The organism is Stieleria sedimenti, from assembly GCF_025060895.1.
In the GTDB taxonomy this organism is placed as follows: Bacteria; Planctomycetota; Planctomycetia; order Pirellulales; family Pirellulaceae; genus Stieleria; species Stieleria sedimenti.
The window spans coordinates 1-15,980 of record NZ_JANZKV010000248.1 but is presented as its reverse complement, the minus strand read 5'-3'; the positions used below and the strand labels follow the sequence as shown (position 1 = coordinate 15,980).

General features: G+C 56.6%; 2 protein-coding genes. Both read left to right on the top strand.

Translation table 11 applies throughout. The features are described 5' to 3' along the window. Positions 1-367: 367 nt before the first annotated feature. A complete protein-coding gene (locus NZK35_RS27935) occupies positions 368-730 on the top strand; it encodes a hypothetical protein (RefSeq protein WP_259635817.1) in 363 nt (120 codons plus the stop codon). 662 nt (positions 731-1,392) lie between these two features. Continuing rightward, a partial coding sequence (locus tag NZK35_RS27930) for a right-handed parallel beta-helix repeat-containing protein (protein WP_259635816.1) occupies positions 1,393-15,980 on the top strand: 14,588 nt, incomplete at its 3' end.

Here is a 15,980-nt window from a genome sequence, read left to right as displayed (position 1 = left end):
AAGCGGAGGCGGGCTCTGCTGAGGAGCACCCCGCCAAGGAATCACCTGGTCTGCGATGCGGCGAAGGTGCTTCGTGCCCTCCGCCGGCCCCCGTGTCGGCGGAGGGGCATTTGAACCGAGCGTTTGTCCTCGCTCTCCCCATTCGGACATCGCAGCAATGCCTCGAAAAACCTGGGTCCTGAGCGATTAGCCACTAAAATCCACGAAGAACCCCCTCTGGGAGAGTGACTTAAGATGCGTGAACACCCATGCCTGTCAGTTGGATGAACTCGTTAGCGGGCCGCTCGCAAGTGATTCCCGACGGAGTGAATCCGTCCGCTTGTCGATCGCGAGTTGCAAAGGATGGTTTTCCGAAAACAGATCGCCATTGACAGCAGCATTGATTGGCGGCTATTTCGGTTTTTATGGTTTGGACCTGACGGTGGCCGACGCGACCGAACCAGGCAAAAATCCAGCGAAAACACTGAAACACAGGCGGATTTCGAACGTAGGCAAACGTTTTGCGGGAATCGTTTCCTGTCCCCCTTTTTTAAAAAGAGGGGTCGGAGCGTTCAATGCGACTGACGACGGTTTCTGGGTCAACCGTCTTCGGAAGCTGCTCCACTTCGAACATCCGTCCGCATCGGGGCGTTGCACCGCAGCGCCCCGATGCTCGATACACCGAGCGCCGATTGCGGGCATGACCCAAAAATCGCTTCTCATCATGCTTTGTGACCTTCGTCGAACCTGATCTCCGGTTCGTCCTCGCAATGACACCTCGAAACGATTTGCCGATTCTTCTGCGAATCTTGAATATGGCGATGGCCTTCGTTGCGTAGAATGCGCGAGAGCTTTCTCACCTCTGTGTGAATTGCTCTTTCACCTCTCAGTCATTGGTGTTTCGCAGGAGTGGCTTTGCAGGCCCATCGTTCGCACGCTGATCCGATGAATCGGTCGAACTTGCGTGCGATCGTCCGATCCGAACCCGACTTTGAAAACTGGTAACGCGGTCGCGACGCGACAACGTTGTGACGCGTTGTTTGACGGGGCGGTCAATCGAGACTGTCAACCGTGCCGCGAGTTTCTCCCGAGCGACAACGGCTCCACCAGAACGACTCATCAATCAAGGGTTTCGTATGAGGACGGCCTCAATGTTGGCGGTAATCCATCGCGTGATTGCAAACAACTTCCTCAGAAATACAAATGAAACGAAACCGTGTGGTGGTGGCTGATCGAAAACGCAGAGCAGAAATTCGACGTAGGCGGCACGTTCCACGCTTACAGCTCTTGGAACAGCGAATCGTTCTTGACGGAGCGGCAATTTCAGATTTTCAGCGAGGCGGGCTTCGCGAAGGGCTTGCCGGATTCACCCAGTGGCTAAGCACTCCGGAGCAGCCGACTGGACTATCGTCTGTGATCTCGTTTCTTCGCGATCCCCTGTCCGGCGGTTCACCAAATCTGGGAAATGTCGTCGATCTCGATGCGATGTTTCAGTCCCAGGTGACGACACTTGCAAACCACTACTTTGATTCGACGGCGGATGCGTTCGAAACAGCCGCCGGGCTGGCCGCGTCCCTGGGCGCCAGTACTGTTGACCGCAGCGACGCAATCGCGTTCCAAAAATCCATCCAATGGAGCCAGCAGTCAGTCTTTCAATTCGCCGCCGACAATGCCTTTGCACGAAGTCTCATCGAAGCGGCCCCGTCAAGTTCTTTCGGAACGATCACATTGGTCGTCACCGGACAATTTGACGTCGAATTTGGTGTGACGCAATCGGACGCCGTTTCGTTCGAGGAGGCCTTTTATGTGCGGCCGATCGATTTGAGCTGGGATTACTCTTTTGTCACAAGTGATGTCCAAGTTTCCGCCGTGCTAGGCAGCCTGGATGTCGATTTGCAACTCGAACAATTCAGCGGGACCGCCGGCGCTCAGTTGCAGTTTGCAAATGATCCCTCCGATGAGTCAGATCGTTTGACGCTCGCGCATCTACTCGATTTCCAATTTGACCAGCTTGCAACGGCGACCGTTCAATCAAACCCGATCAACGGCCGGTTTGCGCTGGCCGTCGATGCCGCGGGTCCGGCAATCGCAGGCCTCGATTTGTCGGGAGCGGACGTCACATGGAGTTCGTCGACCATCGATGGATCAGATTTCTTGACCGAGCTTGACGGAGCGAATCGATTTGTTGTGGACGCGATGCGCCGCTTGCATCCTCTGGATTTCCAAGTCTCATTAAGCGATATCGGGGATTGGATCGGAGCCTCGGCCAAAAAGGAGTTGTTCGCCAAAGCCTTGCCTCTGAGCGATCCAGTTGAGATGCATGACGTGTTTCCACTTGGTGACATCGTCCGCACTCAGGTGATCGAACCGTTGTTTGGAAGCGGCCGCCCGGTCGACACCTTTCAGCAATTCTTTGGTTCACTCGCTGACTCACTCGGCGTACCGTTGAGCGCGATTGATCCCGTTTATACGTCGTACGACGACGTGCTCACTTTTCAAATTCCTGTCGGCGGTGCGGTGCTGTCATCGTTTGAGTCGCAGTTTAATCTGCTTTCGGAACTCGGACCACTTTCTGAGGTTGTCGGCAGTGGCGGTAGCGCGGTGACAGGGCAACTGGGACAAATGGTGCTGGAAGTTTCTGTCGATCTGTCGCCGTTTGAGGTCCAGCTTCTCGGTGCGATCGATCTTCCTGGCAATGGCCTCCTGTCACAGGCGGCCAGATTCAATGTGTCGTTGAATGATTCAGACCCGATCGAAGTGACCGTTCCGGTCGATGCGACAAATACCAGTCCCAGTGATCTGGTCAGCGATTTGACCGATGCGTTCATCGCGTCTGGCCTACCTCAAGTCAACGTGTCACTTGACGGCGGGCGCCTTCGATTAGATGTGACAGGTCAATCCGAGGCACCCGTCTTGTTTCTCTCGACACAACCAGGCGACACGACGGTAACGGAATTGGGGCTGGTGACGGCGGCGGCCGAAACCTCCGCAACGATTCTTACCGAGGTCGCGCTGCCGACAGACGGAATCCTCTCAGGTGATGCTTCTTTCACCATTTCGGTTGACGGAGCGATTGCCGTTCCGGTAACGATTCCGCAAGCATCAACTCAGGATAACGTGTCACGTCAATCATTGATCGATGATCTCAACGCGGCGTTGTTTGCCGTCAACGTGCCAGCAAGCGTTTCATTGTATGACGACATCCTCATTTTTCGCTCTGATTCGGTTGGTCATGGATCGACACTCCAATTGACGACAATCGTTGGAGGCGTTGCCGAAACAGAACTGGGTATCCAGCCCACGATGCAGTCGTCACCACCACTTGCATTGGCGCTTGCACTGCCATCGATAAATGATCGCATACGGCTCAATCAAGCCCATTGGACGGCTTCGGCTAGCATTGCAATCACGGATGTGATTGCCGATGCATCGTATTCAATGGTCGAAGTAGGGGTTGTGTCAGGGACCGGTGCTGCAACGGTCGACACGTCATTCCAGTTCCAACCTGGATCGGCTCAAACGGTCAATCAACTCTTCGATTCACTCAACGCAACTTCGAACACGTGGTCCATGACGACGAGCGGTTCATCCGAGTTGAACCTACCGGTGCAGGTCACGGACAACGCGGTCACCTTGTCTGGTGTCGCGCCGTCGATCCGTGTGACGGACGCAGATCTGTTTTCCACTGAAGATGTGACAATCGTCGCTTATCAGGATCTCGATGAGTTGCGGTACTTTGAGCAGTTGTCTCCGCAGGATTTCGTCGCCGCTCTGGGTAACGCGTTGGAGTTCTTGCAGGCTGTCGATCGATCCGACGAATTGAAATCGGAGATGACGTTTACACGCGACCGCTTCGCGGATCTTGTGGGCGTTTCGGCGGCAACCTATTCGGGCGTTGATTCACTTGTGTCCGGCGATGAGTTTACGCTGCAGGATTCCCGCGCGGTGATCGCCAACGCCTTGTCGGTTCCGGTTCAAAATGTGACCTGGAGCATGACTGCGGTGAACGACTTGCGTTTCACCGTGCAGTTCGAACCGAACAACCACACCGTTCAGGCTGCTTTCGAAATTCCATTGTCACAATACGCTCCAAGCTCGACAGACGTCGCCGATGATTTGGCGGGAATCGACGTTCTTCGTAGCGTAGGCGGACAGACGCTGCCGGTTGTGGTGACCGAAAACACTCGCCTGGTTTTCGGTTTTGACCTCTATTCCGAGGCGGCGCCGATCAGTTACTTGCATACGAATTCGTCGGTGGACCTCGGATTCAAGATCGACCAGTCCAATTTGTCGTTTGCCGGCCAGGCGGGGATTGTGGCCATCGATGTCGTTGGCGCAAGCTTTCAGCTGGGCAACGGCAGCGGCGGACCGGCCCCGTTTTCGTTTCATCTGGTACCGCGTGTCGACAACAAATGGCGCAGCGGTCAGATCGATGATGGCGCCGTATCCGCGACGTCAAGTGTGACGGCCTCGTCGATCATCCCAATCGCCTCTCCGCGTGGCGCGCCTGTCTTGTTGCCTTCGCTCCAGATTTCGCAATCATCCAGCTCGATGCAACCGGTGATCCAGACGACCCCTGATTTGGCGACGATTGCGGGTGGGATGGATGCGACGGCGGACATGTCCGAGGTTCCCAACCGCATTCGCGAGATGTTCAACACGCTCAGCGTCACGGTTTCGACGACATCGTTGGCCGCGCCGTTGCCGTTGATCGGCGACGCTTTGCTTCAAATTCAGCCCTTCGGCGACGTGGGCGAACAGATCGCCGCTGCGATCGAGGCCGAGTTCGCGCTTGGTGATCGATCTTTGGCAGCGATCAATCGGGTGCTGGAAGCTTTAGTTGAGCCCGACCCGTCACCGCTAGGACTGATGGCAAACGAAACCGAAGATGGTGGGCCGGAAGAGGCGGGGACTCGATCCTGCTTCGGAAACGCAACGGTTGCGGATCCACCAATCGGCACCGTGACCTGTATTAATCTAGGGTCCATCAAAAACAAAGCGACCAGGTCGTGGTTTCAGTTCAATCATTCTTTTCCACTACCCTCGACCGGCATACCAGGATTCTCTGTCGCCTCGCCTCCCACTGCCATGCTCCGAGGAGAGATTACCTTAAACCTGGTGATGGGGTTCCTTGCCAATCGCAATATTTGGCTGCAATCCTCATTTGCCGATGAGATCGTCATTTCCCTGATGTCGCTCACGATGCCCGACAATACGCTGATTGGGCTAATGGGAGACATGGTGGTGACTTTAAAGGAACCCGATCTCGACATAACCGGACAGGTGCGAGTTGATCTTACCGATGCGAACGCGAACGGAAATGGCGACGGTTATCTTGAGCAACATGAACTGAATTTGCCACCGTCAATCATCGGTAACACTCCGCTCGCGACGGTCAAGAAACTAGCGGGGGCAATTGCCGCAGATCCAACGGTGCTCAACACCTTTGGTGCGGTCGGTGGTGTTGCCGTCACGCTGAATCCGACGACGTCGTTTTCCTTTACTGCGTCAGACCCGAATTCCAAATCGAATCCCTACTCGGCATCCGACCCGGGATGGCAGGATTTGGAACCGGCGCTCAGCGGTGACATTTCGGTCACATGGGCAACGACTGCGTATACCACGACGAGCGTGCCAAGCTTTGAGGAAATGATCAAGTCGATCAGCGGCCGCCAAACGCAAGTCGCGTTTACGAATTTGCAGCTCGATGTCTCCGTGGCGATCGCTTCCTTTATCACGCCCGACATTCAAGCGATGAAGACGTTCGCCGAGTTGTTCGATGCCGTGTTGGAGGATGCAAACAAACCCTTGTTTCCAGGCGGTGGTGTCAATGTCGACATGCGCAACCTGTTCGGAGATCTAACGATCTTCGACGTCTTCCCAGTCGAAGCGACCATTGAAATCGGCGAGTTGCGCAACGCAATCAATGCCATCCTTGCCGTCGCATCGAACGGGCCTGAAGTTGGCATCAAGATTCCGATCGGGGGATTCAACTTCCACACGAACAACTTTGACGTCATGCGGGATCCCATGGTGAGTGGGCCTGCCTGCGCGGCTTTGACCGGTTTCGAGGATCCTCCTCCCAAAATCGTTACGAGGAGCGATTCCACCTGCAATGATCCGAGTTGGATCACGGTTGAATTGACGAGCCCCGCACCTGGCGTCACCGACTTCGACAACGCAGCGGGTGACTTTGCGATTCAATTGAGCAATATTCACACCAAGGATGGAACATCGTTATCGTTTGATCTGATTCGAAATCAACATGGTTTTGATCAACTGCTGCTCGGTCGCCCCGTCACCATCATGCAATTCGACGGGCCGCGTTTTGCGATGTCGACCACGATCAATCGAAGCCGCCACTTTGAACTCAGCCAGTTGTTACCGATCTTCTCGGCGTCGGCTGCGGCATTGATTCCGCTTGTGCCCGTTGCGGGACCACTCCTGTCCGCCGCGGTCTTGTTGTCCGGAGAGCTTGCCAGTCGAATCAGTGGTGAATTGCGATTCGATATCGACTTGGGCGTTGGAACACGAAATCTGGGTGGCACCTTCATTCAATCTTCTCCGGATCAAACAAACTTAGATTTTGAAGTCGATTTAACACTCGATATCGCAGCGGTGAAAATCGCGGTTCCGTTCACGGACTACATCGAAGAACGGGTCAAAAAGACGCTTGGGAAACATCTCAGTAAAGTGGTCAAGTGGGTCACGCAGACGATTGAAGTCGTGAAAGACCTGGATTCGGAAGTCGGTATTCGCGGAGGCTTTCACTTAGACTCGCAACTCCGGTTGAAGGACGCCGATGGTGACGGCAAGGTTTTTGTCAAGGACTATCCGGAGGGGGCACTCGCCTGCGCCGTCGAGGTCAACGGAAGTTCGTCTCTCTTCGTCGAAGGTTTTTACAATTTTGGTCGCTTCGGCAGCGGCCCCGTTCCGTTGATTTCCATTCCCCGTGGAGAACGTGATCTCCACCTGGTTCGCGGCCTCTTGCCCGATTGCAGCGGTATTCAAGATCCACCGATACTGGCAGAAGTCGACGCACTGGGAGTGCTGCGACTCAATATTGGACCACGATCGACGCGGCGGTTGACCGGTGATTTGTCTGACCTTGACGAAAGCATCTCCGTTGAGACGACATTCGTCGGTTATGCGATTGTCCGCGCTTTCGGCTTCGAGCAAATCGTAGGTGACGGCTCCGTTCCGATCTCCCTGATCATCGGCGACGGTGGAAAGGGAAACGACAGCATCGAAATCTTCGGTCAGATGCCGGTCCCCGCCATCTTGGACGGCGGCTCCGGCGATGACTACTTACACTCGTTCGGAGGCAACGATGTCCTGACCGGGGGAAGCGGTAACGACACGCTCAGGGCAGGCGATGGAAACGATTCTCTATCGGGCGGAAGCGGAAACGATGAATTGTTCGGAGGATCGGGCAACGACACTCTGTCCGGCGGTACCGGAGACGATTATCTTCGTGGGAATTCTGGAAATGATGTACTGTTTGGCGATAGCGGCAGAGACCTGATTGAGGGCGACGACGGCAATGACATCCTTCATGGCGGTGCCGACGGCGATTGGCTCTACGGCGGTGCCGATGACGACACGATCGACGGAGATGATGGTGAAGACATCCTCCGAGGCCACGCGGGCAACGATACCCTTCGCGGTGGTGGTCACAACGACTACATCAATGGCGGTTCGGGTCACGATCGCTTAGAGGGCGGCGCCGGCGATGACTATTTGGAAGGTTTCCAAGGTAACGATCGACTGATCGGTGACGACGGCGACGACACACTGCTCGGTGGGGCGGGCGATGACGTTCTCGAAGGACGTGCGGGTGCAGATCATCTTGACGGTGGCGCCGACAATGATCGGCTGTACGGATACGCCGAGTCATTCGTCGGAGTCGACCTCGGTGACATTTTGGTGACCGGGACGGGGAACGATCATGCCTATGGGCAAGGCGGAAGCGACGAAATCACTGCCGTCTCCGGCTCCAACTATCTGGACGGTGGTGACGACAATGATTTCATTTTTGGCGGTGTCGATCACGACACGATCAACGGGGGCAACGGCAATGACGTGATCTATGCCGGAGCCGGAATGGACTCCATCGATGGGGGCCAAGGAGCCGACTTCGTACGTGGAGACGATGATGCCGACACCATCCACGGTGGCCTTGGGAATGACACACTTGAGGGAGGACAAGCGGGCGATTTGATCACCGGCGGCGGCGGATCCGATCTCATTCGCGGCGGCTCCGGGGCGGACACGCTGCACGGTCATGGCAGCGCCGACGCAGACGATAACGCTGTCGACCACCTATACGGAGATAGCGGAAACGACAACATCTCTGGCGGCGGCGGAGCGGACTCCATTCTCGGGGGCGAAGGCAACGACACCGCCCACGGCGGCGCGGGCAACGATGTGATCTACGGGGGACCGGACCAAGATACTCTCAACGGTGATGACGGACTTGACACAATCTATGGCGGATCCGGACGCGACACGATCGACGGCGGTACGGACGACGATCGACTCGAAGGAGGCGATGGCGACGATCGAATCGATGGGCAAGGCGGTGACGACACGCTTTTGGGACACTCCGGTGACGACACGCTCTTAGGAAGCGATGGGAATGATGTCCTGTTGGGTGACATCGGCAGCGACCAATTGTTCGGTGGTGCCGGGAATGACACCATCGATGGTGACGCCGGCGACGATGCGATTGACGGTGGTTCAGGTTCCGATACGATCCGCGGCGGGGACGGCAACGATTGGATCGATGGCGGATTGGGAGCTGACTCAATCCTCGGTGGCGGTGGACGAGATGCTCTGCTCGGAGGTGACGGTGATGACACCATCTCCGGAGGCGACGATGACGACCGGATTTCTGGACAGCGCGGTAATGATCAACTCTTCGGCAATGAAGGCAACGATACGATCGATGGTGGATTGAACATTGACCTGATCGATGGTGGTTCGGGCAACGACGTGCTGGTCGCTGGTTTCGGAGTCGGAAATGTGCTTCGAGGCGGCGATGGCGACGATACCATCACCGGATCAGACGAAGGAAGTCAGACCGACCCGGATTTCACCGATTCCATCTACTTCGGCGATTTCATCGATGGCGGTGCGGGAGCTGACACCATCAACGGCCTCGGTGGTGCAGACCACATCCTCGGTGGTGATGGCGATGATTCCATCAACGCCGGTGGCGGAAACGACTTTGTCCAAGGCGGCTCGGGCGACGACGTCATCTCCATGGGGACCGGGACAAACGATGTCGGACACGGCGATGCCGGCAACGATGTTCTTTATGGCTCGCTGTTCGGCAACAACCTCCTGATCGGTCACTCCGGTGATGACAAGCTATTCGGCCAAGGCGGCATGGACAGCCTGCAAGGCGGTGACGGCGATGACTTCTTGGACGGTGGAGTCGGAACCGACCTGATCACCGGCGACGACGGGGACGACGAATTGGTCGGCGGTGGCGGCGTCGGAGACCAATTGTTCGGCGGCGCGGGCAACGACGTCATTCGCGGCAGCGACGACGGGGCCGACATCGCGGACGGCGGACCTGGTAAAGACGTGATCTACGGATACGCGGGCAACGATTCGTTGTCCGGTGGCGCCGGTGACGACATCATCCATGGCGGCCTGGGAGATGATTTTCTAGAAGGCGGTTCGGGCAGCGACACGTTGCTCGGCGAAGCAGACCACGACATCCTCTACGGTCACACGTTTGCCGGCACTGGAGATGACAACGCGGTCGACTTCCTGTACGGGGACTTCGCAGTCGGCGCCGTTGGAACCACCGTGTTGGTCACGATGGGCAGTCCCGGCCGCGATCAACTGTTCGGCGGCGGTGGAAATGACCTGTTGTTCGGCGAAGACGACGACGATGCGATCGATCCGGGCGCGGGATCGAGCAATATCGTCAACTTCGGCGGCGGTGAAGCTGCCGATCCGAATGCGTTTGTGCCCCCGGCTGCGACAGCCGATCCCATCATCGCAAGCCAATTGCTTCCCGATGCACAAGCCGCAACACTCCCCAGCGGCGTTGCTGAGCCCGGTCGCTGGAATGGCGTCGATGGGTCAGCCGGACCCGACGGAATCAGTGGACGTGTCGCTCTGGCAACCGAACCGGCGATCGCGATCGATGGAGGCATTCGTTATATCGCATGGGCCGACGATCGATCGGGAAACTCAGAAATCTATGTCGCTCGCCATGACGCCATCAATGGATGGACGGAGTTAAATCAGTCTGCCGGATACGGAGGCCTGTCGAAGAGTGAAACGTCCTCTCGTCAACCATCGATCACCATCGATTCCAGCGGTCGCCCTGTCGTGACGTGGATGGAACAATCGGGAACACAGTCCGATGTCCATGCCCTCGTTTGGAATCCGATCGATCAGCAATGGGATTCATTCGGTGCGGCTTCTCAGTCAAGCAATGTCAGCCAAAGCGGCAACGCAAGCAGCCCCAAAGTGGTGACAGCAGCCTCGGGCATCGTGTTGTTCTGGATCGACCAAACCACGGGAACACGCGATCTCTCCGCGTTTCGATTCGACGCAACCACGGACCAGTGGGTCGGCTTGGACGGGTCTTCCAACGGCTTCGGAGTTTGCTTGACCCACGATGTGCTCGATTACTCGGTGGATGTCGACAACGCCAAACTCGCGATCGGCTTTACTCAATCCGACGGGACGGTCTTGAACGTTCACGTCAAAGAATTCGGCGGAGTCAATTGGACGGATTTGTCAACGTCCGCCGTGAAAGGCATCAGCGATGCGATCGAGTCTGCGTCTCAGGTGAGCGTCGCCTACCATCAAGGCGAGCTCTTTGCGGCCTGGACAGATTCGCTTGCCGCCGATGAATTTGGTTCCGAGGTCTATGCCCGCCATTGGACTGGAACCAGTTGGGAATTCGCGGGAACCGACTCCGCGATCGGTCGAGGTGTGTCGGGACCGAGTCGCCAGTTGATCGGAACGGCGCGTCAGCCGGTACTTTCGTCCGATGTCGGCCAACTCTATCTCAGTTGGATCGACCAAATCGATGCCAACGATCCCGGCAAAGTCTTCGTCCGCAAATGGGTTGGGAACACCTTCCAAGAGTCCATCAGCGGTGACTCGAGCGGGGCCGGCGTCGTTCGCCAACAGGACACGATCCAAGCCATCGAAACGGCTGTTGATTCCAGCGGCCAGCTTTGGCTGACTTGGTCGAGCGAACAGGCGGGAACGGGTTGGATCGGAATGGTCGCCCGAGGCGCAAACGCGACCAATACCTATCTTGCCGATGCAACGAATACGGTCGCAAACCTTCTGGCATCCACCGATCTGAATCCCGGTGACCGGATTGTGATCGTCGCCGATCAACCCGTCGGTTTCACCGTCGATGCTGCGGACTCAGGCGTGCATATCCTGGGCGCAACGGGCGTGGCGATCAACGGAATCGTCCATCTCAACGGCGCCGACAAGGTGACGCTGCAGAACGTCACGATCCATGGATCGCTCACCGTCGAAAATGCGACCAATTTCACGCTGCGTGATTCCTCGGTCGATGTTCAAGCGACAGCGGTCCGCGGCGGCAGCAATGTGAGTTTTATTCGAAACGCGTTCGATTCTGTCGTCACGCTTTCCGAAGCAACGGCCAACGCGACTCTGGCTCACAACCAATTCAATAACGGCCTACGTCTCACCGGCACGGCGACCGCGATCACGATGGTTGCCAATTCCGTTTCCGCAAACGGAATCCTGGTTTCCGGCGTGACCTCCGGCCAGATGCGCAACAACTCGATTTCAGGTACCCTCGATTTGCTGGCCGCTTGGAACGGCGTCATCGAAAACAATCGCCTTCACGATTCAGCGATCGGGTTGCACTACGCCGCCCCAGCGGAGTTGCGAAACAATCGGATCGAATCCAATCATACCGGGGTGGTCGTCGATTGGGCTGATCCGGTCGGCGGCTTCGGCGTTGTCGGATCTCTTGCCAGCAACCAGATTTTCGGTAACTCGACCGGCGTTCATCTCAATGTGCCCGGCTCACTGGTTGCGGGGCAACAGATTTTCAACAACGGGCTCGGAGTCTCCGGCGTTGGGCGTGTTGGCGGCTACGACCCCCTGCATCTGAATCGAATCTACGAGAACCAGACAGGTGTGTCGGCATCGGGCCGTGTTGAATTCAATGTCATCTCTGAAAATGAGATCGGAGTTGCATCCTCGACGATGCAAACGATCACGCACAATGAATTCAGGAACAACGACCTTTCCATTGATGTCGACGGAACACGGAGCACGCGAATCCTTGGCAACACGTTTTCTGACACGGCCGGCATCAACGTCCACGTTCATGACAATGCCAGTGAAACGGAAGTCCTTGGCAACATCATGTCGACCACTGGCGGAACAAACGTGGTGGTGTTTCCGGACAGCGAATCCGGCTTCTTTTCTGACCACAACCTGTTGCACGCCGACGGCGGTGGTCATTTGGTTCGCTACTCGTTGACGAATTTTGACGACATTCTCGATTGGCAAAGTGACCTTCATGCGTTCGATCTGAACTCGTTTGGAACGACTGTCGTTTCTCCCTTCGGCGTCGAGCCCATCTACTCTTTGGGATCGACTTCCGCGAATCGACTGATCCAAGCGGCGGCGAATCAGCGCCGAACGGGACCCGCGACTGACGGAGGCGACTCGTTAACGCGAGTCGATTCGACGATCGCGTCCAACCTCATCTCGAACCCCGTGTTCGATGGCGGTCTGGGCGACTGGACCGCTTCGCCAACGCTGGCCAGTTCAATTGCCTCGACAGCCTTCTATCAAGGCGTTCAGTCGTTGCGGATCAATACGGCAGTCTCCGGCTCCCTTTCTCAGGTGAAAGGCCTGGCTCCAGCGGGCGTTGACTTGGCAAAAATTGACGCCGGACAGTTGGATGCCATCGCGTCGATCCGTGTTCGGGTCGATGGCAGCGACACTTCACCATCGACACTTCGGCTGGAAATCCATTTCCGATCGGCAACCAATTCGGTACTGAAGAGTGTCCCGATGAATGCCATCGCATCGACGGATCGCTGGTACTTGGTCGGTGATCGGTTGGCGATTCCAGCGGGGACGCGTTCGATCGAATACCGAGTGGTTTCTGACGGAGCCGGTTCGGCTGGTACGCATGAATTCATTGACGACGCGTATCTTGCGATCGTCAACGACAACGACGCGCCGGACTTGGGATCGATAGCGGGCTTGCCATCAGACATGAATGCAGCCTCAGGCCCGCGTCTGTACTTGCGAGCGCCTGACCTGTACATCGACTGGGAACGCGACGTTCCGAAAACCATTCGCTGGGACACGCATGACGTGCCGGCCAATGAACCGATTCGCATCGAGCTGTGGCAGGATACCGCCGACGGACCCGCGTTTGTCACGACCATCACCTCGGCGACGGCAAATGACGGCAGTTTTTCGTGGACGCCGATTTCCAGCGGTATCGATCACGGGACTCATGGACTGCGTTTGCAGCTTTCGCTGGCCAACGACCGAATCGTCTTCGATCGCAGTTTTGAATCGTTCAGCGTGCCGGAAAACTCATCCAGCTTTTTCGTCAATGACGCATCGACGGTCAACGACGAATACACGTCCGCACCGGGCAGTCACCGTAACACCGGTCGGCTGGCATCAACGCCCAAGCCCTCCATCGACTCTGTGCTGCGAACCTACACGTTGTCTGCCGGTGACCATGTTTTCTCAGACAACGGCGATTATCGAATTTTCTATCCGGTGACTTTTTCTAATGTTCCGGGCGTGGGAGACGATGAAGGGTTCGTCCTGCGTGGCGCACAACTGGGCACGACGTCGCTTCGGCATGCCGGTCCGACCACCGTGGCGCCGCTGGTGAAACTTGTCGATGCCGACTTCGTCACGATCTCCGACCTGCGCTTGAGCAATGCGGAGTATGGACTCTACGCGACCGATGGGACGACAGCTCTAACCGCCGAGCGTCTCGTCGTCAGCGGCAATGCACTGGACGGGATTTATCTGGGAAACGGGTCCTCGCTGAAACTTTCCGAAATCACCGCGTCGGAAAACGGCCGTTACGGAATATTCTCGAACGGCTCGGTGGTCGATCTGCTTGCCATCGTGGCGTCGGGGAACAACGACGACGGGGTGCGAATTGATGGAAATGTCGGGCACATTGACGGCTCAATCTTCCATGACAATGCCGGGAATGGATTGCTCTTAAACCAAGCCGGAACTGTCGTGATCACATCAAGTGTAGCCTATCGCAACGGGCAACACGGCATGCAACTCAGTGGCCTTGCCACTGGCGCGACCATCGGAAACGACGACCTTTCACTCGAACTTGGAAATAAGTTCTACGAAAACACAGACGACGGACTTTCTACTTCAGGAGAGGTTGTGATCGTCGGCAATCTCTCCTACGGGAACGCGTCTGGAGCCGGCATCCGAAGCATTTCTGGCGGAATCATTCGGCACAACGTTTCGTATGGAAACCTAGTCGGGATCGATTCCTGGGGATCTGTCATCGGCAATCGTGTTCTCGCGAACCGTCACGGCGTGACCGGCTATTCCAACGAATCGATCAGCGAAAATGTCATCTATTCGAACGACTACGGAATCTCGACAAGCTATCCGGTTTCCAATATTAACAATAACCTGATTTACGACATCACCGATGTCGCGATCGGGCTGAAAAATCCCGCCGCATCCACGGAAATAAAAAACAACACCGTGGTCCTTGTTGGCGACGCCTCGGCACTCGATATCATCCACGGCGGCGGACCGGCAATCCTAAATAATATTTTTGTCGTTGATGATGGCACCGCATTTCGACTGGATGCATCCAGCCAACTCACTCATCGATCCGATTACAACCTGTTCTCCGTTATAGGCCACGGAAGCATGGGAGTGTGGGCCGGCTCGCCGCGGGCCACACTCAACGCCTGGCAACTCGCAAGCGTGTCTGACAGTTCCAGCCTTGTAGGTGACCCAAGCTTCGTCGATCCGTCTGGACTGGATGGAATCATCGGATCAAACGGGATCTTGCGAGGATTCGATGACGATTTTCATTTACAGAGTCTGTACGGAAGCCTGCATGGTCAGAGTTCCGCGCCCGTACTCGATCCGTCAACCGGTTTGCCCGTATTCGCAGTTGGCACCTGGACCGTTGACGCCGTTCAATCTGTCGGCATCGACCGCGGTGACGAATCTGTGTCAGTGGGCGACGAGCCGAACGAAAATGGGGGTTACATCAATCTGGGTGCGTACGGCGGCACGACAGCGGCCTCGAAGAGTCCGCCGCAGTTCATGCTCATTACTCGACCCGCCGCCGTGGCGGATTGGCCCGCGGGGCAATCGTTCCAAGTCCATTGGCGGACGAGTGACGTTGCCGGGACGGTTGATGTCAGCCTGATTCCCGAAGGCGGCGGAGACGCAATTCTGCTCGCCGACGACACGACTAACGACGGACAGTTTCTTTACAACGTCGATGGTTCGATTGTACCCGGCCGCTACTACGTTCAAGTCCAGGCCGCAAGCGGATTAATTGGGACATCCCCCAGCCCCATCAAGATCACGGGCCAGATCAATGCCTACTACGTCAACATCGCCGACGATTCCGACCTGAGCGACAACCAATACACCACCGCAGCGGGAGATCCTTCGGCCAGTGGTACTTCACCGGATGCGCCAAAGTCATCCATTCGCGAGATTTTGTTCGCCTATGACCTCGGACCCGGTGACGTCATCTATGTCGATTCGGGAACCTACGCGGTCGAATCCAACATCGTGATTGAAGCGGAAGACTCCGGTGTCCGTATCGTCGGCCCGACCAACGTTGACAATCCCGCGATCCTCAATCGCGGCAACAACGTCGACGGAAGCTACGTGTTCGACCTGGTCGGCACCGATTCGGTCACAATTTCGAATCTGTCGATCAGCGGCGCGGCCAGCGGTATCAACCTGGGACCCGATGCCGGCAACAC